A 22,403-nucleotide genomic window follows, 5' to 3' on the forward strand; every position below is an offset into this window, starting at 1 on the left:
ATGGACTCCTCCATCATCGGCGAGTTCACTGAGGCCGTCGGCCGGAGTACGTTCTCACCGAACCGACCGACCTGCGCACGTACGAGTGCGACGGACTGACCGGCTACCGTGTGGTGCCCACGTTGGTTGCCCTGCCGGCGTCGGCGGCGGAAGTGGCGGCCGTGGTCGCGGTCTGCGCCCACCGTGGCATTCCCTTCGTGGCTCGTGGCGCCGGCACCGGACTGTCCGGCGGCGCCCTGCCGGTCGCGGACGGCGTGGTCATCTCCCTGCAGCGTCTGCGCCGCGTACTCGAGGTCGATCCGGCCAACCGGCGGGCCGTGGTCGAGCCGGGTGTCACCAACCGCGAGATCAGCCGGGCCGCGGCACCGTACGGTCCGTACTTCGCACCGGATCCGTCCAGCCAGCAGGTGTGCACGATCGGCGGGAACGTGGCGGAGAACTCCGGAGGCGCCCACTGCCTCAAATACGGATTCACCGTCCACCACGTGCTCGCCGCCGAGGTTGTACTCGCCGACGGCACCGTGACCACGCTCGGCGGGGACGCACCCCAGCAGCCCGGATACGACTTGCTCGGCGCGTTCATCGGTTCCGAGGGCACGCTCGGTGTGGTCACCAAGGTTGTGGTCCGGCTGCTGCCCAAGCCCGCGACGGTCTCGACGGTCGTCGCCGACTTCGCCGCAGTGGCCGCGGCCTGTGACACCGTGTCTGCGGTGATCGCGGCGGGCATCGTCCCTGCGGCCATCGAGATGCTCGACAACCTCACCATCCAGGCGGTGGAGTCTGCGGTCGGCGCCGACTACACCACCGACGCCGCGGCCGCGCTCGTCGTCGAACTGGACGGCCCGGCCGACGAGGTCACCGAGCAGTTCGACCAGGTGCTCGCACTCTGCCGACGGCACGGCAGCACCAAGCTGCGGGTGGCCGAGAGCCCAGCCGAGCGGGAGCTGATCTGGCGCGGCCTGCGCGCGCTCGACGGACTGCTTCCGCCCGTGCGCCTGCGCGCTCTGTTCTCACGTTCCCCCGCACTGGTCCGGGCGCAGTCTCAACGGCGCCTGCGCGTCGCCCTGTTGAGTGGCTGCGCGCAGCGGGTCTACTTCAGCCATGTCAACGAGGCCACCGCACGGGTGCTCGCAGCCGAGGGCTGCGAGGTCGTCATCCCGCCCGGCCAACCGTGCTGTGGAGCACTCGGCGTGACGTTGAGGCCGGACGGATTCGGCGCGACAAGCGCGAGGAAACGGCGAGGCCCGCACGGCCGGCTCGCCAACATGTTCACGGTCGATTTGTTCGACCTTCACGAGGCTCCAGACCGGGATGGGCCGTACCTTCGCGCTGCCCCTTCCCTACCAGGCAAGCCCCGTTCCCCACGGTCGCGAGGTCCAACCGCAGGTCGTCGGAGCGGTCGAGGCCGCGACGAGCAGGTGCTTCTTGGTCGGGAAGTGATGGGGCACCGTCGCTTCGGCCGACCCCGACCGGTCGGCGACGAGCGCGGTGGTGATTCCTTCGTGACCCAGCTCGTCCACCAGTTTCCGCTCCGGGCCGATAGTAGGCGAAAGGTTTCCGGAGTTCTGGTCGGTACATATCGACTTCACTCAGGAGTAGCCCAACCACTCAGTGCCAGTGGCTCTCCGTGACCTCGTCCACCAATCCCCAGCACAGTGCCTCCGTCACGGTCAGCGAGGCACCGGACAACGCCAGGTAGGCGGTCCGTTCCCGTCCGACACGGACGGGCAGGCTCGCCGTGCCCCCGGCGCCGGGGATCAGGCCCATCCCGATCTCGGGCAGGCGGATCACCGTGCTGGGCGCGGCCGTCACCCGCCCGGCGAACGCCGCCAGTTCGATGCCCGCACCCACACAGGCGCCGTGCAGGTGTGCGGTCACCTTGGCGGCGCAGCGCTCAAGCAGCGCGGCGGGACTGCGGGATACCCGCACCCGGTGCGCCTCGGCGGTGTCCCGCGAGGTGCCGAACTCGGTGAGGTCGCCCCCGGCGCAGAACGCGGGCCCCGCGCCGCGCATGTCTACGCGGGTGATCGTCGGATCGGCCGCGGCGACGTCGAGCGCTTCGCAGAGGGCGTCCCGGGTGGCCGCGTCGAAGGCGTTGCGTGCCCACGGGCGGTCGAGTACGACGTCCAGGCGGTCGCCGTCGCGACTGAGGCGCACCGGTTGCGCCGAGGGCCGCGGCCTGCGGGGTGGGGAGGCGGACAGCCAGGCGCGGAAGTCCGCACCGCCCTGAAGCGCCGAGTAGGCGAGGGATTCGACCAGCAGCCTGTCCGGTGGGGCGAGCGCCGGACCCATCCGTAGCACTTGGACGAGGGCGACGGAGGCGGCGGGGTGCCGTTCCACCTCGGCGGCGATGCGGCGCGCGGTGGCCCAGGGATCGGCGCACGCGACCCATGGGCGGGGTGCGCCGGTGCCCTCGGTCAGGAGGACGTCGAAGGCGGCCGGGGCCTCACCCGGCCTGTTGGCCACCCCCACCAGAACCTGGTCGTGCGCACGGGGTGGCGGTGGTGTCGAAGGGGCGAGGGCGATCACGCGGCACGGCGACTCCATGGCCGCCTGAGTGTAATCTTCCTATCTGCCAGAGAGAAGGGAATTCACGTGCCCAAGAATGACGCTCTCGCCCTCGGCCCGTGGATGTCCGGCGTCGCGCCGTACCTCGTCCCGCTCCGGGCCGTCGCGGACGGCCTGGAAGCCCGTACCGGCGTCGTCGTGGACCTGCCCACGGCCCTCTTCCTGCGGGCACGGCTCGCCGGGCTGCCCTCACCGGGCCGGACGTCGGCAGGCGGCTCCTGCCGACTCCTGCGGACCGCCGACGGATGGGCCGCCGTCAACCTGGCCCGACCCGACGACCACGCGTCACTGCCCGCGCTGCTGGCCCTTCTCGGCGCGCGGGACACGGACCTGGACGGCGGTGCCCGCACAACCACCGCCTTCCGACTCGCCGCCGCCGCGCAGAGGGTGGGCATCCCCGCCGCCGCCCTCGCAACGGCCTGTTCCGGTCGCGCCCCCGTACGCGCCCGGTCCTACGGTGAGCGGCTGCGTCGCCCGCTCACCGGCCTGCGCGTACTCGACCTGTCCGCCCTCTGGGCCGGACCTCTGTGCGCGCGACTGCTCGGCCTGGCGGGGGCACAGGTGACCAAGGTGGAGAGCACCACCAGACCGGACGGCGCACGGTCGGGGCATCCGGAGTTCTACCGCTGGCTGCACGAGGGACACGACAGCCTGGTCCTGGATTTCGCCTCCGGCGCCCTGGCGGACGCCGTGGACCGGGCGGACGTCGTCATCGAAGCCTCCCGGCCGCGAGCGCTACGTCAACTGGGGCTGTTCGCAGAGGAGTTCCTCACCGCGCGTCCCGGACGGGTCTGGGTCAGTATCACCGGGTACGGTCGCGACGACGACCGGATCGCCTTCGGGGACGACGCGGCGGTGGCGGGCGGCCTGGTCGGCCGCGACACGCACGGCGACCCCGTGTTCCTGGGGGACGCCCTCGCCGACCCCGTCACCGGCCTGTACGCCGCGCACGCGGCCGTCCGGTCCCTCGCCGCCGGCGGCGCGGAGCTGCTGTGCGTGTCCATGGCTGCCTGTGCCGCCGCGCTCGCCGACTCCCGGACGGCACCGTGCTGATCCGGAACGTGGAGGTCGAGGGGTACGCCCCTACAGACGTACGGATCGGTGCCGACGGGCGGATCAGCGAGATCGGGCGCCGTCTCGCCGGGGAGAGCCAGGTGGACGGAGGCGGAGGGGCGTTGCTGCCCGGACTCCACGACCACCACGTCCACCTCATGGCACTGGCCGCCGACGCTTCCTCGGTCCACGTGGGCCCGGCCGACGTCCGTACACCCGCCGGATTCGCTCAGGCCCTGCGGAGCGGACCGCCTGGTGAATGGGTACGAGCGGTCGGCTACCACGAGAGTGTCGCGGGGGACCTGGACCGCTCCGTACTGGACGCGATCGTCGCCGACCGGCCCGTGCGGGTGCAGCACCGCAGCGGGGCGATGTGGTTCCTCAACACCCCTGCGCTGCGGGCGGCAGGGTTGGACGGCGATGGCAGGCTGTGGCGGGAGGACGAGCGGCTGCGGCAGCTGATCCCGCCGGTGCGGCTCGATCTGGCGGCTCTGGGCCGACGCGCCGCGCGCCTCGGCGTCACGGGCTTCACCAACGCCGACCCCCGGCCCGCGCCCGGCCTGCGGCGGACCCTGTCGGTGCTGCCGCAGCGGCTCACCGTCATGGGCGTCGATTCCCCGGTCAAGGTTATGCTCGATGACGCCACCCTGCCCACACCGGGTGAACTCGCCACCCTGGTGCGCGAGGTGCGGCCCCGACCCGTGGCCGTGCACTGTGTCACGCGTGTGCAGCTGCTCGTCACCCTGCTCGCCGTGCAGGAGGCCGGCCCGGTCGCCGGGGACCGCGTCGAGCACGGCGCGGTGATTCCGGCCGAGACCGTCCCCTGGATCCGGCGACTCGGGCTGACGGTCGTCACCCAGCCGCACTTCCCGGTGGAGCGGGGCCGCCAGTACGCCGCCGAGGTCCCTCCGGACGACCACCCCCTTTACCGGTGCCGGAGTCTGGCCGAGGCGGGCATCCCGCTCGCCGCCGGCACCGACGCGCCGTACGGGACCGACGACCCGTGGGCGGTCATGCGGGCCGCGGTCGGCCGGGAGGACGGCGAGGGGGTGACACCGGAGGCCGCCCTGGGGCTCTTCCTCGGCGCGCCCGACCGGCCCGCCCGCGCACGCCGGCTGTCGGCCGGTGCGCCGGCCGACCTGTGCCTGCTCCACGTGCCTCTGCGGGAGGCGCTCCACGTCCTGTCCGCCGACACCGTACGGGCCGTGTACGTCGGCGGCCGTCGGATCGCTCCCTGAACCAGTTCGTGCTCAGACGCTGTACCCACCGTCCACCCCCAGTGCCTGCCCGGTGATGAACCCGGCCCGGTCGGACGCGAGGAACGCGACCGCCTCCGCGATGTCCCGCGCCTGCCCGAACCGGCGCATCGGAATGTTGCGCCGCGTGACGGCGAGAGCGTCCTCGTCCAGTTCCCCGGTGCTGATCAGCCGCCCAGCGATGCCGTCCGTGAGCATGCCAGGGGCGACACAGTTGACGCGGACGCCGTACCGTCCCTCCTCGGCGGCCAGCGCCCGGGCCACCGCCTCGACCGCTCCCTTGACGCCCGAGGACAGCCCGTCCCGCACCGGGAACCGCCGGGTGGCGACCGACGTCACGGCGACGACACTGCCCCGGCTCTTCCGCAGCAGCGGCAGCGCCGGGTGGACGAGACTGAAGAACGCCACCGCGTCGGCCTCCAGTTGCGCCCGGTACCGGCCGGGCGTCACCTTGCTGAGATGCGTCATGGGCACATGCGGCCCGGCCGCGTACACCACCGTGTGGAGTCCGCCGAAGTCCGCCGCCGCGTCGCGCACCGCCCGCGCGGTCGCCTCCTCGTCGGTCAGGTCGAGCTGGACGGCCACGGCCCAGCGCCCGGCCGCCTTCACCTCGTCGGTGAGCGCGTACGCGGCCTCCTGACTGGCCCGATAGGTGAGCACGACGTCGCTGCCGCGGGCCGCGAGCATCCGTACGACGGCCGTCCCGATGCCACCGGTACCGCCCGCGACAAGGGCGGTGCCGGGACGGGAGGAGAAGTCTTCCATTTCCTCACAACCCCAGGGACTTGGCGATGATGACCTTCATGACCTCACTGGTCCCGGCGTAGATGCGGGTGATGCGCGCGTCCGCGTACAGCCGGGCGATCGGATACTCCAGCATGTAGCCGTACCCGCCGAACAACTGGAGGCACCGGTCGACGGCGCGGGCCTGTACCTCGGTGCAGAACAGCTTGACCTTGGCGGCGTCGGCGCCGGAGAGCCGGCCGTCGACGAGTTCCAGCACGGCCCGGTCGACGACGGCCTGCGCGGCCTCAACCTCGGCGGCCACGGCTGCGAGCTCGAACTTGGTGTTCTGGAACGAGGCGACGGCGGTGCCGAACACCTTCCGCTCCTTCACGTAGGCGAGGGTCGCATCGAGCGCCGCCCGCGCCTGAGCCACCGAGCCGACCGCCACGGTCATGCGCTCCTGCGGCAGGTTGTGCCCGAGGTAGGAGAAGGCCGCACCCTCCTCGCCGAGCCGGTTGACGACGGGCACACGGACGTCGTCGAAGGCCAGTTCCACGGTGTCCTGCGCCTTGATGCCCATCTTCTCCAGCACCCGCCCCCGCGTGAACCCGGGCATCCCGTCCTCCACCACCAGCAGCGTCAGCCCCGCCCGCCGGTCGCCGGGATCCTGAGCGGTACGCGCCACCACGATCACGAGATCGGCCAGCAGCCCGCCCGTGATGAAGGTCTTCGCGCCGTTGAGGACGTAGGCGTCCCCGTCCCGTACCGCGGTGGTGCGCATCCCCGCCAGGTCGGAACCGGTGCCGGGCTCGGTCATCGCTATGGCGGTCAGCAGCCGGCCGGAGGCCAGGCCGGGAAACCAGCGCGCCCGCTGCTGCCGGTCCGCGTAGGCGAGGAAGTAGGGCAGCACCACGTCGAGTTGGGTGCGGACGGTGCCCAGCGTGACGAGGGCGCGGGCCGCCTCCTCCTGGAGAACGACGTTGTAGCGGTAGTCGGACTGTCCGCCGCCCCCGTACTCCTCGGGTATCGCCATGCCGAGCAGACCGATCGAGCCAAGCCGCTCGAAGAAGGAGCGGGGCAGCCGCCCGGCCCGTTCCCACTCGGCGTAGTGCGGGGCCACCTCCTTGGCCACGACGTCCCGGACCAGCTCCCGGAAGTCCTCGTGGTCGGCGGTGAAGACGTCTCTGCGCACGGCGACACCCTTCGTCAGTCGGCGAGTTCGACGACGGTGGCGTTCGCGGTGCCGCCGCCCTCGCACATGGTCTGGAGGCCGTAACGGATGCCGTGCGCGCGCATGTGATGGATCATGCGGGTCATCAGCACCGCTCCCGACGCCCCCAGCGGGTGGCCGAGCGCGATGGCGCCGCCGAGGGGGTTCAGCCGCTCCGCGTCGGCACCGGTTTCGGTGAGCCAGACCAGCGGGATCGGTGCGAACGCCTCGTTCACCTCGAAGACGCCGATGTCCCGGACGGCGAGGTTTGCCCTGCGCAGCACCTTCTCGGTCGCCGGGATCGGCCCGGTGAGCATCAGCACCGGGTCGGAGCCGACGACCGCGCCGGCCCGGTAGCGGACCAGGGGAGCGAGCCCCAGTTCCCGCGCCCTGTCGGCGGTGGTGACGAGCAGGGCGGCCGCTCCGTCGGAGATCTGCGAGGCGTTGCCCGCGTGGATCACACCGTCCTCCTGGAAAGAGGGCTTGAGCTTCGCGAGCGTGTCCACGCTCGTGCCGCGCCGTATCCCCTCGTCGGCGTCGGTCCCCGCCACGGGGACGATCTCCGGCCCGAACGCTCCGGCGTCCTGCGCCGCCGCGGCGCGCTCGTGCGAGAGCGCCGCGTACGCGTCGAGCTCCTCGCGCGAGAAGCCCCACTTCCGCGCGATCAGCTCCGCCGAGGTCCCCTGGTTGAAGGAGAAGCCCCGGTAGCGGTCGAGGGCCCGCGGGCCGTACGGCGTCCCGTCGGCCTTCGCGGCCCCCAGCGGCACCCGGCTCATCACCTCGACGCCGCCCGCCACGACCACCTCCTGCTGTCCCGACAGGACCGCCTGCACGGCGAAGTCCAGCGCCTGCTGGCTCGACCCGCACGCCCGGTTGACCGTCGTCCCCGGGACGCTCTCCGGCCAGCCCGCCGCCAGCACCGAGTACCGGGCGATGTTGCTCGACTGGTCGCCGATCTGGGACACACAGCCCCAGACGACGTCGTCCACCACCCCCGGATCGATCCCGGTCCGCTCCGCGAGGGCTCGAAGCACGGCCGCGGACAGGTCCGCGGGGTGGACGTCGGCCAGTCCACCGCCCCGCTTGCCGACGGCGGTGCGGACCGCCCCGACGATCACCGCTTCCCGAGTCACGTCTCGTCCTCCGATCGTCCGGCACTCGTACCGGGCACCGCCCAGCGGCCGGTGAAATGGGCATCGCGCCGGTCGGCGAAGGCCGCGTAGGCCTCGCGCACGTCGGCGGTCGCGAAGTTCGCCGCCTGCGCCCGCGCCTCGCCGGCGAGCGACTCGCGCAGGGTGCGGTCGGTGTTCTCGTTCAGCAGTGCTTTGGTCTGGGCCAGCGCCACGGGCGCGCCGGCCGCCAGGCGCGCCGTGAGGCCGTCGACGAAGGCGTCCACCTCCGTGCCGTCCACCACCCAGGTCACCAGGTTCAGGGCGCGGGCCTCCTCGGCGCCGATCGTGTCCGCCAGCAGCGCGAGCCGTTTGGCCTGCTGGAGACCGACCAGCCGGGGCAGCAGCCAGGAGCCGCCGCAGTCGGGGGACAGCCCACGCCGCGTGAAGATCTGCGAGAACCTCGCCTCCGGGGTCGCCACGACCAGGTCGCAGCCCAGGGCGAGGTTCCAGCCCGCGCCCACCGCCACCCCTGTCACCTTGGCGACCGTCGGCACCGGCAGTTCGTGCAGCAGCATCGTCACGTCGGTCAACGGACGCATCCGGTAGAGGGGGTGGGCGCTGCTGAGCCCCTTGGAGATGTCCGCTCCCGAACAGAAGTCACCGCCCGCGCCGGTGAGGACCAGGGCACGCACGCTCTGGTCCCGACCGGCGTCGTCGAGGGCGGCGCGCAACGCCTCCCACAGCTCGGCGTCGATCGCGTTCCTGCGGTGCGATCGGTCCAGCGTCAGGGTCCGTACGCCGTCGGCGTCGTCGATGAGGAGACCGGTCACCGCACGGCCCTCCGCTCGCGGAGCGCCGCGATCTCCTCGGCGGCGAAACCGAGTTCGCCGAGCACGGCGTCCGTGTGTTCGCCCAGTGCCGGCACCGCCCCCATCGGCGGTTCGTATCCGGCGATGACGGGAGGCGGGAGCAGGGCGGGTACCGGCCCGCCCGGAGTGCCGATCTCCCGCCAGCGGTCGCGGGCGGTCAGATGAGGGTGCGCCAGGACGTCGGTCTGGGTGTTGAAGCGGGAGTTGCCGATCCCGGCGGCGTCCGCGCGGTCCTGGATGTCCGCCAGGTCGTGCCGCGCGCACCAGGTGCCGATCTCGGCGTCCAGGACGGCCCGGTGCTCGACTCGTCCGGCGTTGGTGTGGAACCGCTCGTCGTCCGCCAGGTCCGGCCGGTCGAGCAACTCCCGTGCCAGGCGCTGCCATTCGCGGTCGTTGGTGGTGCCGAGGACCACCGTGTGCCCGTCGGCGGTGGGGTGGGCGCCGTACGGGGACACGGCGGGCGAGCTCATTCCGAGCGGCTGCTGTTCGACGCCGGAGTGCCTGGTGTACGTCAGCGGGTAGCCCATCAGCTCCGTCATCGTGTCGAACAGGCTCACCGCGACGGAGGCGGTGGGCCGCCCCCGTCTCCTGCCGTGCAGCAGGGCCAGGACGGACAGTGCCGCGTACAGGCCGCTGCACACGTCGGCTACCGGCGGACCCGGTTTCGCGGGTGCGCCCGGGTGCCCGGTCACCGCGCACGCCCCCGACTCGGCCTGGACCAGCAGGTCGTAGGCGCGTTTGTGGGACAGGGGGCCGCCGGCGCCGTACCCGTCGATCTCCACGGCGATCACGTCCGGATGGCGGACCTCCAGATCGGCGGGGGACAGGCCCAGCTTGGCGGTCGTGCCGGGGGTGAGGTTGGAGACCAGCACGTCGGCGCGTTCCAGCAGTCGGTGCAGCACGGCGAGGCCCGCGTCGGTCTTCAGGTCCAGCGCGACGGACTCCTTGCCCCGGTTGACCCACACGAAGTGCGCCGCGAGGCCGCCCACCACGTCGTCGTAGTGCCGGGCGAAGTCCCCGCCCCGGGGATTCTCCACCTTGATCACACGCGCGCCGAAGTCACCGAGGGTGCGGGTGCACATCGGTGCCGACACGGCCTGCTCCAGTGCGACCACGGTGACGCCGGCCAGCGGTCCGTCACTCATCGGCGCTCACCGTCCTCGTAACGGGCACGCAGGTCGTCCTTGAGGACCTTCAGGCCCGCGTTGCGGGGCAGCGCCTCCACGAACCGCACGTGCCGGGGCACCTTGAAGTTGGCCATGTGCTCGCGCGCCCACGCCACGACGTCCTCCTCGGTGAGGTCGGCACCCGGCGCGGGGACCACGAAGGCGCAGCCCACCTCGCCCATGCGCGCGTCGGGTACCCCGATCACCGCCACCTGCGCGACGTGCTCGCAGCCGAGCAGCAGTTTCTCTATCTCGGCCGGGTAGGCGTTGAAGCCGCCGACGATGTACATCTCCTTCTTGCGGTCGACGATCACGAGGTTGCCCGCCCCGTCGAGGTGGCCGATGTCACCGGTGTGCAGCCAGCCGGTGCCGTCGATCGCCGCGGCGGTGGCCTCCGGGTCGTCCCAGTAGCCGCGGGTGACGTTGTAGCCGCGTACCAGGATTTCCCCGTCCTCCCCCGGTGGCAGCTCCTGCCCCGAGGCGTCGGTGAGACGGATTTCGACGTCGGGGATGGGACGGCCGGTGGTGCGGGCCACCGTCTCCTCCGTGTCGCCGACGCGGGTGCTGGTCACCAGCGCCGTCGACTCGGTGAGCCCGTAGGCGCTCAGCACGATGTCGAAGGTCAGGTCCTTCTTCATGGCGCGGATCAGGGCCTCGGGGATGGTGGTGCCGCCGGTCATGGACACCCGCAGTGACGACAGGTCGCGGTGCGGGCGGCCGGGGTGGTGCAGCAGGTCGTGGAAGATGGTGGGCGGGCCGAGCAGGATGCTGACCTGCTCCCGCTCGATCAGCTCCAGCGCGCGTCCCGCGTCGAAGACCGCCATCGGGATCACCGTCACACCGTGCAGGAACGAGGCGAGCCAGCCCGCCTTGTACCCGAAGCAGTGGAAGAACGGCGGGATGACCAGGAAGCTGTCCGAGGCGCCGAAGCCGTACTCCGAGGACATCCAGCCGTAGGCTCGCAGGGACTGGCCGTGGGTGAGCGTGACGCCCTTGGGGTGGCCGGTGGTGCCGGAGGTGAACATCACGTCGCTGACCTGCTCGGGGGTGAGCCGGTCGATCGCCTCGTGCGCGGCCGACGGCCCGGTGCCCAGGTCGAGGAACTCGTCCCAGGTCATGTCGGCGGGGCCGCGGTCCCCCAGCAGTGACACGGTGATGCGCAGCGCGGGCAGCCCGGGGTCGGACCGTTTCAGGTCCGCCGTGTAGTCCGTGCCGAGGAAGGACGCCGCGGCGAACAGGGCCTTGGCCCCGGACTTGCGCAGGATGTAGGAGAGCTCCCGCTGCTTGAAGCGGGTGTTGAGGGGGACGACGATCCCTCCGGCCCCTTGGATGCCGAGGGCCGCCACGATCCACTCCACTGAGTTGGGGGCGCACAGGCCCACCCGGTCGCCCGGACCGATGCCCAGGGCCCGCGCCGAGGCGACGGCGCGGAGCATGAAACCCTCCAGTTCGCGAAACCCGATGCGTCGGTTCCCGTCGACGAGGGCGGTCGCGTCACCGAACCGCCGCGCGGCGGCTCTGACCACGTTGGGGATGCTCCGGAATTCCTGGTCGTGTCGCATGACGGGTCTCCGTTCAGCCACGGCCGTCGGCCGGCAGGCGCAGCAGTCGCTTGGCGATGATGTTCCGCTGGATCTGAGAGGTCCCGCCGTAGACGGACGCGGCACGGGAGTAGAGGTAGTCGCCGAAGATCTCCCCGCCCGCGCCGTGCAGTTCCTCGGGGAAGACCTTCAGTGCCGTCTCGTACAGCCGCTGCTCGGTCCGGGTCATCAGCAGTTTGTCGACCGACGACTCCGGGCCCGCGGACCGGCCGGCCAGGCGTTCGGCGGTGCGACGACGGGAGTGGGCGACCAGGACCCCGTAGTCGACGACGCACCGGCCGATGTCCGACAGCAACCCGTCTGGAAGACTGCCGCGACGCTCGTGGGCGCGGCGGCGCAGCCGCTCGACCAACAGCCCGTACGTGGACAGGTGGCCGGTGTCGAGTGCGTTGCGCTCGTACGAGACGGTCGTCATCGCCAGTTTCCATCCGGCGCCCTCGGCACCGATGAGGTCCGCTTCGGTCAGGCGGACGTCGTCGAGGAACAGCTCGCAGAACTCGTCGTCGCCGTTGGCCGCGCGCAGGGGGCGTACCGTCACGCCGGGGCGGTCCAGCGGGAGCACGAACGCCGAGAGGGAGGTGTGCGCGGACGCGCTGGGACCGGTGCGGGCCAGGAGCAGGCAGAGGCCGGAGTACTGGGCGTAACTGGTCCAGAGCTTCTGACCGTTGACGGTGTAGTGGCCGTCCGCTCCGCGGTCGGCGCGGGTGCTCATGCTGGCCAGGTCCGAGCCGGCGCCCGGTTCGCTGAAGCCCTGGCACCAGACGTCGTCGCCCGCGAGCATGCGCGGCAGCAGGCGGCGGCGCTGCTCCTCGGAGCCGAACTCCAGCAGGGCGTGCGCGAGATAGCCGATGCGAGGGACTCCCGGTGCGCCCCGGGCCCCCAGCTCGTCGCTGACCGCGACCTGGTGCAGTGGGGTCAGTCCACGTCCGCCGTACTCCCGCGGCACGTCGAGACCGACCCAGCCGCCCGCGTGCAGCATGCGGTGCCAGCGGTGCAGGAAGACGGGCACCGGCTCGTCCGCGCCGCGTGCGGGAAGGGGGTGGTCCGCGAGCCAGGCGCGGAAGTCGTCGCGCAGACGTTCCAGGTCGGCGGGGTCGCCGAAGTCCAGGAGGAGGTCAGTCATCGGGTCGTCTCCGGTTCGTCCGCGGTGGGAGTGGGCGCCCCGGTATCGGCGGGCGGGGACTCGGCAGGGGCGGGCTCGGCCAGCGTGGTCAGGAGGTCGGCCGTGGTCGCCAGCAGGTCCGCCCCCACGAGGACGCGGCGCAGATACAGATGGGCGACGTGCTCCCAGGTCTGGGCGATGCCGCCGAACACCTGCATGCCCGTGTACACCGCCTCGACCGCCGAGGCGTTCACCTCCGCCTTGGCCACGCGGGCCGCCGCCAGCGCCCGGCCGGCCGGCTCGTGGTCCAGGCACCAGGCGGCGTACCGGGTGGCACTGGCGCACGCCTCGACCAGGACCCTCGCGTCGGCGAGCAGGTGCTGCACCGCCTGGAAGGAACCGATTCGTTTCCCGTACTGCCTGCGGTCACGGGCGTAGTCCGTGCTCAGCTCGACGAAGGCGTCCACCGCCCCGACCAGTTCGGCGGTGACGACGACCAGTGCGTACGACTGCCAGCGCTGCCCGGCCTCGGCACCGAGGCGTCCGACGATCTCGCCCTCGCCGTCGTGGGGGACCGCGCGCACACTGCGCAGCAGGTCGGCGGTCCGGGTGGGCGGGCCCAGTGCGACCTGCCGTACGGTCCCGTCGGGGGCGACGTGCAGCGCACTGTCCGCCGCGTCGCAGTCCCAGGCGACCAGCGGTGACGGGTGCTGCCCCGGAAAGCGCAGGTCGCGGGCGAGTGCGATCGTGGGGAGGGACGCCGGGGCCGTGATCCCGAGCAGGCGCGACAACTCGGGGGCGAGGAGGGCGGTACCGAGCAGAGACGTCGTCAGCGGCTGCCTGCCGTGCTCCTCGGCGAGCAGCGCGCACTCCTGGACCGTGGCGGCGGGCGGGGTGGAGCGGCGCAGCCCGGCGAGGCCCAGCTCGTCCAGCGCCTGCCGCGCGGCGGCACGGGTCCGCGGCGTCAGCTCGTCGGCGGACCCGACGCGGTGCCGGGTCGCGAACGACCGCAGCATGTCCCGGACCAGGGTGAATTCCTCGGTCTGCACGCTCAGTCCTCCTCGGAAGCGGCTGTGCGACGGCGGGTGCGGGAGGCCAGCTCGTTGACGATCCGGATGTGGTCGGGGCTGGTCATCGTGGACCGCTCGGCCAGCAGAGCCGCCTCCATGCCGCCTCGGGACATCTGCTCGACCACGGCAGCCAGGGCCGCCTTGGTGGCACGCAGCGCCTCCGCCGGCTGGGCGGCGAGCCGGTGAGCCAGCTTCAGAGCCTCGCTCATCAGGTCACCGGCCGGACAGCGGCGGTTCGCCAGGCCCAGCTCGACCGCCGTGGCCGCCGGGATCCGGTCGCCGGTGAACAGGTACTCCTTGACCCGCAGCAGGCTCGTCAGCAGCGGCCAGAGGGTCACCCCGCCGTCGCCCGCCACCAGCCCGACCGACACATGAGGGTCGGCCAGGTAGGCGTCCTCGGCCATGAGGACCAGGTCGCACCCGAGGGCCAGGCTGCAACCCAGTCCGACCGCCGGGCCGTTGACCGCCGCGATCAGCGGGAGGGGGAAGCGGATCATCTCGGTCTGGATGATCCGGTCGAGCCGGATCGAGCGTTCGCGCAGCGCAGGGTCGTCGTGGTGGCGGAGCAGGTGGTCGAAGTCGCCGCCCGCGCTGAACGCCCGTCCCGCTCCGGTCAGCACGACCGAGCGCGCCCCGGGGTCCTCCGCCAGCTCCCGCCACACCTCGGACAACCGGCGGTGCAGTACTTCCGACACTCCGTTGAGGTGCTCCGGCCGGTTCAGTGTGACGATGCGGACGTCGCCGTCGGCGGCCACGGTCAGGACGGGGCTCACGTCGCTCATGCGGCGATGGTAGTAAAGGTCAGACCGATATTGTCAATGGTGTTGCTGAAAAACGAGAACGTCATTCTCGTCTGTGTGCGGCGCTTCCTGCCGCCCGCCTACGGACGGGCGGGCCTCCGTCGGCCGTCAGTCGTCGGCTTCCGGCAGGTCCACCAGCTCCCGGCCGTCCACTTCGGCGGCGGCGCGGGCGAAGCCGCACACATGGCGGCTCATCCGCCGGTGGGCCGCTTCCTCGTCACCGGACCGGATGGCTTCCGTGATCCGCGCGTGGGCGCGCGCGGTGAGCCGGCGGATGCGGACGTCCATGAACTGTGCCAGGTCGGTGGAGGCGTGGATGGACTCCGAGAGGGCGTCCAGGAAGCCGATGAGCAGTTCGTTGCCGCCCGCTCTGGCCACGGCGTTGTGCCACTGGATGTTGGCACGCAGGAATCGCGGGACGTCGTCGCCCGCTCCGACCAGCTCGGCGTGGGCGGTGTCCAGATTCGCCAGGTCCCGCTCGGTGCGTCGCCGGGCCGCGAGCCCCGCGCAGGCCGGCTCGATCGCCTCACGTGTCTCGTGCAGCGCCTCCAGCCTGATCCGCTGTCCCCGGATCACCAACTGCACCGTGCTGGCGAGGGATTCGCGGCCCGGCCGGTGCACGAAGGCGCCGCCTCCGCGCCCCGGCCGGATGTCGACCAGCCGCTCGACCTCCAGAATGCGCAGCGCCTCGCGCACCGTCGCCCGGCTCAGCCCCGTCTGCTCCACGAGCTGACGTTCCGGCGGCAGCGCCGTGCCTTCGCCGAACTCTCCCGACAGGATGCGCTCGCGCACCTCGGCCGCCAGCACGTCCGACGCCTTCGGCACGCTGAGCGGCTCGAAGCGCGGGGCGGGTGGGATGAAATCGGCGCTGGACACGGTGCGGGCCTCTCGTCGGGCGTCCCTTTCGGCTGAACCATTCAACACAGCCCGGGGGAGACCTGTCACATGACCATGCCCCCGTCCACGGGCAGGACCTGGCCGGTGACGAACGAGGCGGCGTCCGAGGCGAGGAACACGAATGCCCCGGCCACCTCCTCCGGTTCGGCCCACCTGCCGAGCGGGATGCGCGTGAGCATGCGCTCCGCGAACTTGGGATCGGTGCGGATGGTCTGGGTCATCGGGGTCGCCGCCAGCGGCGCGAGGGCGTTGACCAGGATGCGCCTGCGGGCGAGCTCCCTGGCGAGGGACTTGGTGAGCCCGATGATGCCCGCCTTCGCCGCAGAGTAGTTCACCTGGCCGAGGGTGCCGGTCAGACCGGCAGACGAGGTGACGTTGATGACGCGTCCGGTGCCGTCCGTCGCGAGGAACGGCAGGGCCGCCTGCGTGCAGTGGAAAGCGCCCATCAGATGGATGTCGATCAGTCGCCGGACGGACTCCTCCTCCAACTTGTCGAACATGGCGGGCGCGGTGACACCGGCGTTGTTGACGAGGATGTGCAGCGTCCCCTCGGCCAGTGCCGCGGCCCGGGACACCGCGTGGTCGGCGGCGGTCCGGTCGGTCACGTCGAGAGCCGCGCTGTCGGTGCTCAGGCCGGCGGCGGACAGCTTCCCGGCCACGGCCGCCGCCGCCTCGCCGTCCACGTCGGTGACGAGCACCGCGGCTCCGGCGCGGGCGAGCGCCCCCGCCACCGCGGAACCGATCCCGCCGGCGGCACCCGTGACGAGCGCGGAGCGCCCCGTGAGATCGAACAGTCCCGTACGGTCGGTCATCCCTGGCTCCTGGTCGTCGATGGTGCGGGTCAGTAGCTGCGCGGCAGTCCCAGGGCGTGGGACCCCAGATAGTTCAGAACCATCTCCTGGCTGACCGGCGCGATGCGCATCAGCCGGGCCTCACGGAAGAAGCGGGCCACGGGGTACTCCTCGGAGTAGCCCATCCCGCCGTGCGTCTGGAGCGCGCGGTCGGCGGCCGTGAATCCGGCGTCCGCGCACAGGTACTTGGCGGTGTTCGCCTCCCGCCCGCAGGGCCGCCCCCGGTCGTACAGCCAGGTCGCCTTGCGCAGCACCAGCTCCGCCGCGTCGAGCCGGGCGAGCGAGTCCGCGAGCGGGAACTGGATGCCCTGGTTCATACCGATGGGCCGCCCGAACACCTCACGGTCACAGCCGTAGGCCACCGCCCGGTCCAGCGCCACCCGCCCGATGCCCAGGGCCTCGGCGGCGATCAGCATGCGCTCGGGGTTGAGGCCGTCGAGCAGATAACGGAATCCCTGGCCCTCCTCGCCGACCCGGTCCCGGGCCGGGACCCGCAGCTCGTCGATGAACAGCTCGTTTGAGGTGACGGCGTTGCGCCCCATCTTCGGGATCGGCCGGATGTCCACGTGGTCGCGGTCGAGGTCGGTGAGGAACAGGGTCATGCCGTCAGTCGGCTTCGCGACCTCGTCCCGCCGGGAGGTGCGGGTCAACAGCAGGATCTTCTCCGACTCCACGGCCTTGGAGATCCACACCTTGCGGCCGCTGACGACGTAGTGGTCGCCGTCCCGCCGGGCGTACGTCGTGATACGCGTCGTGTCCAGGCCCGCACCGGGCTCGGTCACCCCGAAACAGACGTGCAGGTCACCGTCCGCGACGCGGGGGAGCGTGCGTCGCTTCAGTTCGTCGGAACCGTGCACCACGACCGGGTGCATGCCGAAGATCGACAGGTGGATGGCGCTGGCGGCATTCATCCCGCCTCCCGAGCGGGCCACTTCCTCCAGCAGAAGCGTGGCCTCGGTGATGCCGAGGCCGTGGCCGCCGTACTCCTCGGGGATCGCGATGCCGAGCCAGCCGCCGTCGGCGACGGTGGCGTAGAACTCCTCGGGGAAGGCGTGGTCGCGGTCCTTCTCCATCCAGTACCGGTCGTCGAAGTCGCGCAGAAGACCGGCCACAGCCTTGCGGATCGTCTCCTGGTCCTCGGTCAGCTCGAAATCCACGGCGGGGAACCCCTCTGCCGGTTGCTGATGTGTGAAACATATCAAAGGTCAGACCGAAAGAGGCGTCAACTGCCCTGACGTATCGGGCGGTTGCAGTGCGGGAAGTGATCAGTGAGGCACGAGACGAGGGGCCCGCACGGGTGCGGGCCCCTCAGTTGGAACGACGGGTGGCGTCAGGCCTTGGTGCGCGTGGCGCCCTTGGGGGCGGCGGACTTTTTGGTGGTGGTCCTCTTCGTCGCCGCCTTCTTGGGAGCGGCGGCCTTCTGGGTGCCGGACTCCCCGCCGGTCGCCTGTCCCGCCCCGGTGATGCCGCCCAGGCAGAACTCCCAGACGTCCTCCGCGCCGATCCGGGAAGGCTGCGCCCCGACCGGAGCGGCGGGGGCCTGGGCCGTGAACATCGCCGTCTGCATGATCAGGGAGGCGGTACGGCGTGGCCTGGGCGTGACGGCCTGGCCGGCCTTCACCGCGTCTTCCACCAGCTCCGTGAAGAGGGCGAGCAGGGGGAGGTGTGCGGTGGCCACCTGGTCCGGGTGGCTGACCAGCAACTGAATGGCGAAGTCGGTGAAGAGCGGGGACTGCTGTCCCTCGCGCGGCGTGGAGGAGTCGTACAGCAGATCCACCGCGACCTTGAGCCGGTCCAGTGGACCGGTCACGGTGGAGAGCCTCTCCCGCATCTCGGTGGCCGACCTCGACAGCGCGTCCTCGAAGAGGGCGAGCAGCAGCTCGTGCTTGCCGTCGAAGTGCTGGTAGAAACTCCGCAGCGACTGGCGGGAGCGCTCCACGACTTCCTGCACCGTGAAATCCGTGGTGCCCTTGTCCGCGATCAGTTCCTGGGCCGCGTCCAGGAAACGCTGCACGCGCTGCTCGGCGCGCAGCTTCGCGGCCCGGGTGGATCGCTCGACGGCACGCTGCCGCCACGCGGGCTCAGGGGACTCGACCGGTTCGGCGGGGACGACACTCATGGGTAGAACGGTACTCCACGTATGTGAAAAGAGGAGGCACCCCCCCTACCGAATAGCCCTCCGCGCGAAGCAAGACCCTTACTTCCGTATGACGAGAATGATATTCTCGCTTCGATACCTGCCACAGAGGACGCCACCAAGACCGCAGGAGAGCGGAGGCCGGGCGTGGAGTTCGAACTCGACGAGGAGCAGCGGATGCTGCGCCGCACGGTGCGCGAGACGGTCGCGAAGGTGCGGCCGCAGCCCGAAGACCGGCAGTGGGAGACCTATCGGAGTCTGGGATGGCTGGAGGCACCCCCGCTGGAACTGGCCCTCATCCTGGAAGAGCTGGGGTACGCGGCGGACCCGACCCCGTTCCTGGCCACCGCCACCTGGTTCGCACCGCTGACCGGCCGATTGCCCGAAGGCAGTGGCACGGCCGTCTTCGACGGCGTCGGCCGCTACGTCCTGGAAGCCGACCGCGCCGACGAGGTCGCGCTGCTCACGAAGGGTGGGGTCACCGTCGTCCCGGGAGCGGACCTCGGCGCCCAGCGGGTCGGCATCCTCGACCCGCACGTGCATGTGGCCCACGTCGACGCGCAGGCCCTTTCCGCCGGCGTCCCCGACCTCGCCCTGACCGGGCTCGCGGCCACCGCCGTCGGCGCCTGCCGCCGCGTCCTCGACCTGGTCCTCGCACACGTGAAGCAGCGCACGCAGTTCGGTCAGGTACTCGGCTCCTTCCAGGCGGTCAAGCACAAAGCGGCCGACATGCACGTGGCCGTGGAGCGGGCCCGCGCCCTCACTCACTTCTCCGCGCTCACGATCGCCGAGGACGATCCGCGCCGCACCAAGGCCGCCCACATGGCGAAGGCGGCGGCGGGGGAGTGCCAGCGACTGGTCTTCCGGCACGGACTGCAGCTCTTCGGTGCCATGGGCTTCACCTGGGAGAACGAACTGCAACTGCACCTCAAGCGGGCCCAGGCCTGCGACCTGCTGCTCGGCACCGCGTCCGCTCACAGGAAGGCCCTGCTGACCGCATGAAGCTCGCCGACGACCCCGAGGTGGAGGAGTTCCGCGCCCAGTTCTCCGCCTTCCTCGACGCCCGTCTCCCGACCGAGGCCGAGGCGCGCGAACGCTCCCACTCCAGTGCGCACGTACCCGACTGGGCCCGCCGCTGGCAGCGCACCCTCTTCGAGCACGGCTGGCTGCTGCCCGGGCAACCGCCCGAGTACGGCGGCCGGGGGGCCACCCTGCCGCAGCAGCTCGCCCACCTGGAGGAGCTGGCCCGCCGCCGGATCTACCACAGCTTCAACCCCCAGGGCCTGGGCATCATCGCCGCGTCCCTGCTCACCTTCGGCACCGAGGAACAGAAGACACGCTGGGCCGTGCCGATCCTGCGCGCCGAGATCACCGCCGCGCTCGGCATGAGCGAGCCCGAGGCGGGCTCCGACCTGGCCTCGCTGCGCACCCGGGCCGTCCTCGACGGGGACACCTTCACGGTGAACGGGCAGAAGATCTGGACTTCCGGTGCCCACGACGCCGACGTGCTCCTCACCTTCGTACGCACCGACCCCGGCGCCCCCAAGCACAAGGGGATCAGCGCGCTGCTGATACCGACCGCCGCCGAGGGTGTCGTCCGCCGACCCTTCGGATCGATCGCCGCCGAGGACGACCACGACTTCAACGAGGTCTTCCTCACCGACGTACGCGTACCGCGCGAGAATCTGGTGGGCCCTCTCAACGCAGGCTGGCGGGTGGCCAACGGCTCCCTCGGCCACGAACGCACCCTGCTGTGGCTGTCGTACGCCGAACGGCTCCAGGACCTGGTCCGCGACGCCGGGGACGCCGGCGCCGGCCAGGAGTGGTACGCCACCCTTCTCATGGATCTGACGGCCCTGAGGCTGCTCGGCCATCGGCAACTGGGCCCGAACCGCAACGCCGCCGAGATCTCCGTACTCAAGCTGCTGGGCTCCGAGGCCGTCCAGTCGGCCTCCCTGCACGCCCTGGAGGCGCACGGCGCCGACGCGCTGGCGCACCCCGCGCGCACCGGCCCGTACCACCACATGCACCACGAGGACTTCGTCTCCAGCTGGTTCGAACGCTACGCGCGCAGCTTCGCCGGCACCATCGCCGGCGGCACCAGTGAGATCCAGCGCAACATCATCGCCGAGCGCATCCTCGGCCTACCGCGTTAGGACGCCGGTCATGGACCATATCCTGTACGAAGCGGAAGGCGGCGTCGCCGTCATCACGCTCAACCGGCCCGAGGCCGCCAACGCCCAGACGATGGCTCTCCTCGACGACCTGGACGCCGCCTGGACCCGCGCGGCCGGGGACGAGGAGGTCCGTGTGATCGTGTTGCGCGCCAACGGCCGGCACTTCTCCGCCGGACACGACCTGAAGGACCGCTGGCCCGACCCCGACGAGATCACCCTGGAGTGGATCTACAACACGGAGGCGCGGCGCTACCTCGAGTACTCGCTGAAGTGGCGCAACATCCCCAAGCCCACCATCGCCGCGGTACAGGGTAAATGCATCGCAGCCGGGCTGATGCTGTGCTGGCCGTGCGACCTGATCGTCGCGGCGGAGAACGCCGAGTTCTCCGACCCCGTGGTGTACATGGGCATCGGCGGGGTCGAGTACCACGGGCACACGTGGGAGCTGGGACCGCGCAAGGCCAAAGAGATCCTGTTCACCGGCAGACCCCTCACCGCCCGTGAGGCCGAGCAGGTCGGGATGGTGAATCGGGTCGTCCCGCTCGACCGGCTCGACGAATCCGCCCGCGAGCTGGCCGAAAGGATCGCGAGGATGCCGCCCTTCGGCCTGCGACAGGCCAAGCGGGCCGTCAACCAGACCCTGGACGTCCAGGGCTTCTACGCCGCGCTCCAGTCCGTCTTCGACATCCACCAGACCGGGCACGGCAACGCGCTCAGCGTAGGCGGGTACCCGATCCTGACGCGCCTGGAGGACATGAAGCAGCGCGTGAAGCAGGGGTGAGCAGAGCGTTACTGGGACGGCCCGTGTCGAAGCCGGACCGACCCGTGCACGAGCCCTGAGCACGGGGCCACGGCGAGGGCGTCTCACGCGCGTCCGCCGCCACCTGGGGCCCCGGCGTGCCCACGGGGTCTGGCGCCTCTTCGCCCAACGACTGATCGCGCTGCTCGAAGCACCGCCGCCGCCCCCGGTGCCGCCGGCACCGACCGGCAGCGTGGTCATCGGAGACGGTAACCGGCTGTGCGGCAGCAACATTTTCCTTGGGCCACTGACGATCTCGACCTCCCGGGGCGGTCCGGGCGCCTTGGCCGCGCCTGTCGCCGTCATGCTGGGGATCGTGGCACTCGCCGTGTACGGCGGCGTTCGTGCGATCGGCCGGGACGAGTCGCCAGGACAGTTGGCGCCGCGCCCTGGCAGGAGTCCACCGGAGCGGTGGGAGGGTGCGGCGCTCCGACGGACGGCGTGGGAGACCCGCTTGCCAAGGGGCAGCCACGTCCGGTTCTTGAGGACCAGGAGGTAGTCGAGTCGGTCCTTCCCGGGTTGGATGCCGTCCCCGGCGGCTGGAGGCAGGAGAACGACGCGAGCGTGCTCGAAGCCTCCACGGAGCAGTGCGGCAGCGAACAGCCCGATCTGCTGTTCTGTGGCGAAGCCGCATACCAGGACCCGGCGACGAACAACGTGGCCCGCTTCAGGGTCTACCCCTTGCAGGTGCAGGGGTGGAAGCCGCGCTCAAGCGGCCTACAGGTCACTGAGGCAGGAATCGCCGCCCTCCATGGCGCTGCCGACCCTCGGAGACGAAAGCCACGCCGTCAGCAGACATGGCAGGGACTCCAAGACCGTGGTGTCCATGGTCAGCGTCGGCAGTGTTGTGGCCGGCGTCACCTATGACATCGAGGCGCTCGACTGGACTGGAGCGTACGGCGGCGACCACCTCGAGATTCTGACACGCGCTCCCGTCGATCGGGTCCAGCAAACGCTCGGCGGTCAGGCGGCCACCGCCCGAGCTGTCCTGTGAGGGCCGACCCTCACG

At 71.5% G+C, this 22,403-nt stretch carries 21 protein-coding genes; 7 read left to right on the forward strand and 14 right to left on the reverse strand.

From position 1 onward, the window contains the following. Window positions 1-113 precede the first annotated feature (113 nt). Complete coding sequence (locus tag IE142_RS36890; RefSeq protein ID WP_268252971.1) at window positions 114-1,631, forward strand: FAD-binding oxidoreductase; 1,518 nt, start codon at window positions 114-116, stop codon at window positions 1,629-1,631. On the opposite strand, the gene IE142_RS23195 is transcribed toward IE142_RS36890, so the two are convergent. After that, window positions 1,609-2,547 (reverse strand): enoyl-CoA hydratase/isomerase family protein, encoded by a 939-nt coding sequence (locus IE142_RS23195; RefSeq protein WP_191887537.1) that lies wholly within the window; start codon window positions 2,545-2,547, stop codon window positions 1,609-1,611. The genes IE142_RS36890 and IE142_RS23195 overlap by 23 nt on opposite strands. Before the next feature lie 48 nt (window positions 2,548-2,595). Here IE142_RS23195 and IE142_RS23200 point away from each other — a divergent pair, with 48 nt between their 5' ends. Together IE142_RS23200 and IE142_RS23205 are read left to right on the forward strand one after the other, a co-directional pair. Next, on the forward strand, window positions 2,596-3,621 hold the full coding sequence (locus IE142_RS23200) for a CoA transferase (protein WP_229830797.1): 1,026 nt from the start codon (window positions 2,596-2,598) through the stop codon (window positions 3,619-3,621). After that, entirely contained in the window at window positions 3,615-4,859 is a 1,245-nt protein-coding gene (locus IE142_RS23205; protein WP_191887538.1) for an amidohydrolase family protein, read from the forward strand. The genes IE142_RS23200 and IE142_RS23205 overlap by 7 nt, the downstream gene beginning before the upstream one ends. Window positions 4,860-4,871: 12 nt before the next feature. Here IE142_RS23205 and IE142_RS23210 read toward each other — a convergent pair whose 3' ends face one another. From IE142_RS23210 to IE142_RS23270, 13 genes are all read right to left on the reverse strand, one after another. Further along, window positions 4,872-5,642, reverse strand: a complete 771-nt coding sequence (locus IE142_RS23210) for an SDR family NAD(P)-dependent oxidoreductase (protein WP_191887539.1) — start codon at window positions 5,640-5,642, stop codon at window positions 4,872-4,874. 4 nt (window positions 5,643-5,646) lie between these two features. After that, window positions 5,647-6,795, reverse strand: coding sequence for an acyl-CoA dehydrogenase family protein (locus IE142_RS23215; RefSeq protein ID WP_191887540.1), 1,149 nt, complete (start codon window positions 6,793-6,795; stop codon window positions 5,647-5,649). A gap of 14 nt (window positions 6,796-6,809) precedes the next feature. Then, complete coding sequence (locus IE142_RS23220; RefSeq protein WP_229830800.1) at window positions 6,810-7,946, reverse strand: thiolase family protein; 1,137 nt, start codon at window positions 7,944-7,946, stop codon at window positions 6,810-6,812. Continuing rightward, window positions 7,943-8,755, reverse strand: a complete 813-nt coding sequence (locus IE142_RS23225) for an enoyl-CoA hydratase/isomerase family protein (RefSeq protein ID WP_191887541.1) — start codon at window positions 8,753-8,755, stop codon at window positions 7,943-7,945. Before IE142_RS23225 ends, IE142_RS23220 begins: the two co-directional genes overlap by 4 nt. Further along, the gene (locus tag IE142_RS23230; RefSeq protein ID WP_191887542.1) at window positions 8,752-9,939 is read right to left on the reverse strand and encodes a CaiB/BaiF CoA transferase family protein; all 1,188 of its coding nucleotides are present in this window, start codon (window positions 9,937-9,939) and stop codon (window positions 8,752-8,754) included. Before IE142_RS23230 ends, IE142_RS23225 begins: the two co-directional genes overlap by 4 nt. After that, entirely contained in the window at window positions 9,936-11,522 is a 1,587-nt protein-coding gene (locus IE142_RS23235; protein ID WP_191887543.1) for a FadD3 family acyl-CoA ligase, read from the reverse strand. The genes IE142_RS23230 and IE142_RS23235 overlap by 4 nt, the downstream gene beginning before the upstream one ends. Before the next feature lie 13 nt (window positions 11,523-11,535). After that, complete coding sequence (locus IE142_RS23240; protein ID WP_191887544.1) at window positions 11,536-12,684, reverse strand: acyl-CoA dehydrogenase family protein; 1,149 nt, start codon at window positions 12,682-12,684, stop codon at window positions 11,536-11,538. Beyond that, complete coding sequence (locus IE142_RS23245) at window positions 12,681-13,712, reverse strand: acyl-CoA dehydrogenase family protein (protein WP_191887545.1); 1,032 nt, start codon at window positions 13,710-13,712, stop codon at window positions 12,681-12,683. The genes IE142_RS23240 and IE142_RS23245 overlap by 4 nt, the downstream gene beginning before the upstream one ends. Window positions 13,713-13,714: 2 nt before the next feature. Beyond that, the gene (locus tag IE142_RS23250; protein WP_191887546.1) at window positions 13,715-14,515 is read right to left on the reverse strand and encodes an enoyl-CoA hydratase/isomerase family protein; all 801 of its coding nucleotides are present in this window, start codon (window positions 14,513-14,515) and stop codon (window positions 13,715-13,717) included. A 126-nt stretch (window positions 14,516-14,641) separates the two neighbouring features. After that, on the reverse strand, window positions 14,642-15,409 hold the full coding sequence (locus IE142_RS23255) for a FadR/GntR family transcriptional regulator (RefSeq protein WP_191887547.1): 768 nt from the start codon (window positions 15,407-15,409) through the stop codon (window positions 14,642-14,644). A gap of 65 nt (window positions 15,410-15,474) precedes the next feature. Further along, a complete protein-coding gene (locus IE142_RS23260; protein WP_191887548.1) occupies window positions 15,475-16,242 on the reverse strand; it encodes an SDR family oxidoreductase in 768 nt (255 codons plus the stop codon). 29 nt (window positions 16,243-16,271) lie between these two features. Further along, a complete protein-coding gene (locus IE142_RS23265; protein ID WP_191887549.1) occupies window positions 16,272-17,438 on the reverse strand; it encodes an acyl-CoA dehydrogenase family protein in 1,167 nt (388 codons plus the stop codon). Window positions 17,439-17,611: 173 nt separating this feature from the next. Next, the gene (locus IE142_RS23270) at window positions 17,612-18,400 is read right to left on the reverse strand and encodes a TetR/AcrR family transcriptional regulator (protein WP_191887550.1); all 789 of its coding nucleotides are present in this window, start codon (window positions 18,398-18,400) and stop codon (window positions 17,612-17,614) included. 165 nt (window positions 18,401-18,565) lie between these two features. Here IE142_RS23270 and IE142_RS23275 point away from each other — a divergent pair, with 165 nt between their 5' ends. The 4 genes from IE142_RS23275 (at window position 18,566) to IE142_RS23290 (ending at window position 22,388) form a co-directional block, all read left to right on the forward strand. Then, window positions 18,566-19,420: an acyl-CoA dehydrogenase family protein gene (locus IE142_RS23275; RefSeq protein ID WP_191887551.1), complete on the forward strand. Its 855-nt coding sequence runs from the start codon at window positions 18,566-18,568 to the stop codon at window positions 19,418-19,420. Further along, a complete protein-coding gene (locus IE142_RS23280; RefSeq protein ID WP_191887552.1) occupies window positions 19,417-20,574 on the forward strand; it encodes an acyl-CoA dehydrogenase family protein in 1,158 nt (385 codons plus the stop codon). Before IE142_RS23275 ends, IE142_RS23280 begins: the two co-directional genes overlap by 4 nt. A 10-nt stretch (window positions 20,575-20,584) precedes the next feature. Next, complete coding sequence (locus tag IE142_RS23285; protein WP_191887553.1) at window positions 20,585-21,376, forward strand: enoyl-CoA hydratase; 792 nt, start codon at window positions 20,585-20,587, stop codon at window positions 21,374-21,376. Window positions 21,377-22,145: 769 nt separating this feature from the next. Further along, the gene (locus tag IE142_RS23290; protein ID WP_191887554.1) at window positions 22,146-22,388 is read left to right on the forward strand and encodes a hypothetical protein; all 243 of its coding nucleotides are present in this window, start codon (window positions 22,146-22,148) and stop codon (window positions 22,386-22,388) included. Window positions 22,389-22,403 lie beyond the last annotated feature (15 nt).

The sequence above is a fragment of the Streptomyces mutabilis genome (assembly GCF_014649815.1).
In the GTDB taxonomy this organism is placed as follows: Bacteria; Actinomycetota; Actinomycetes; order Streptomycetales; family Streptomycetaceae; genus Streptomyces; species Streptomyces mutabilis.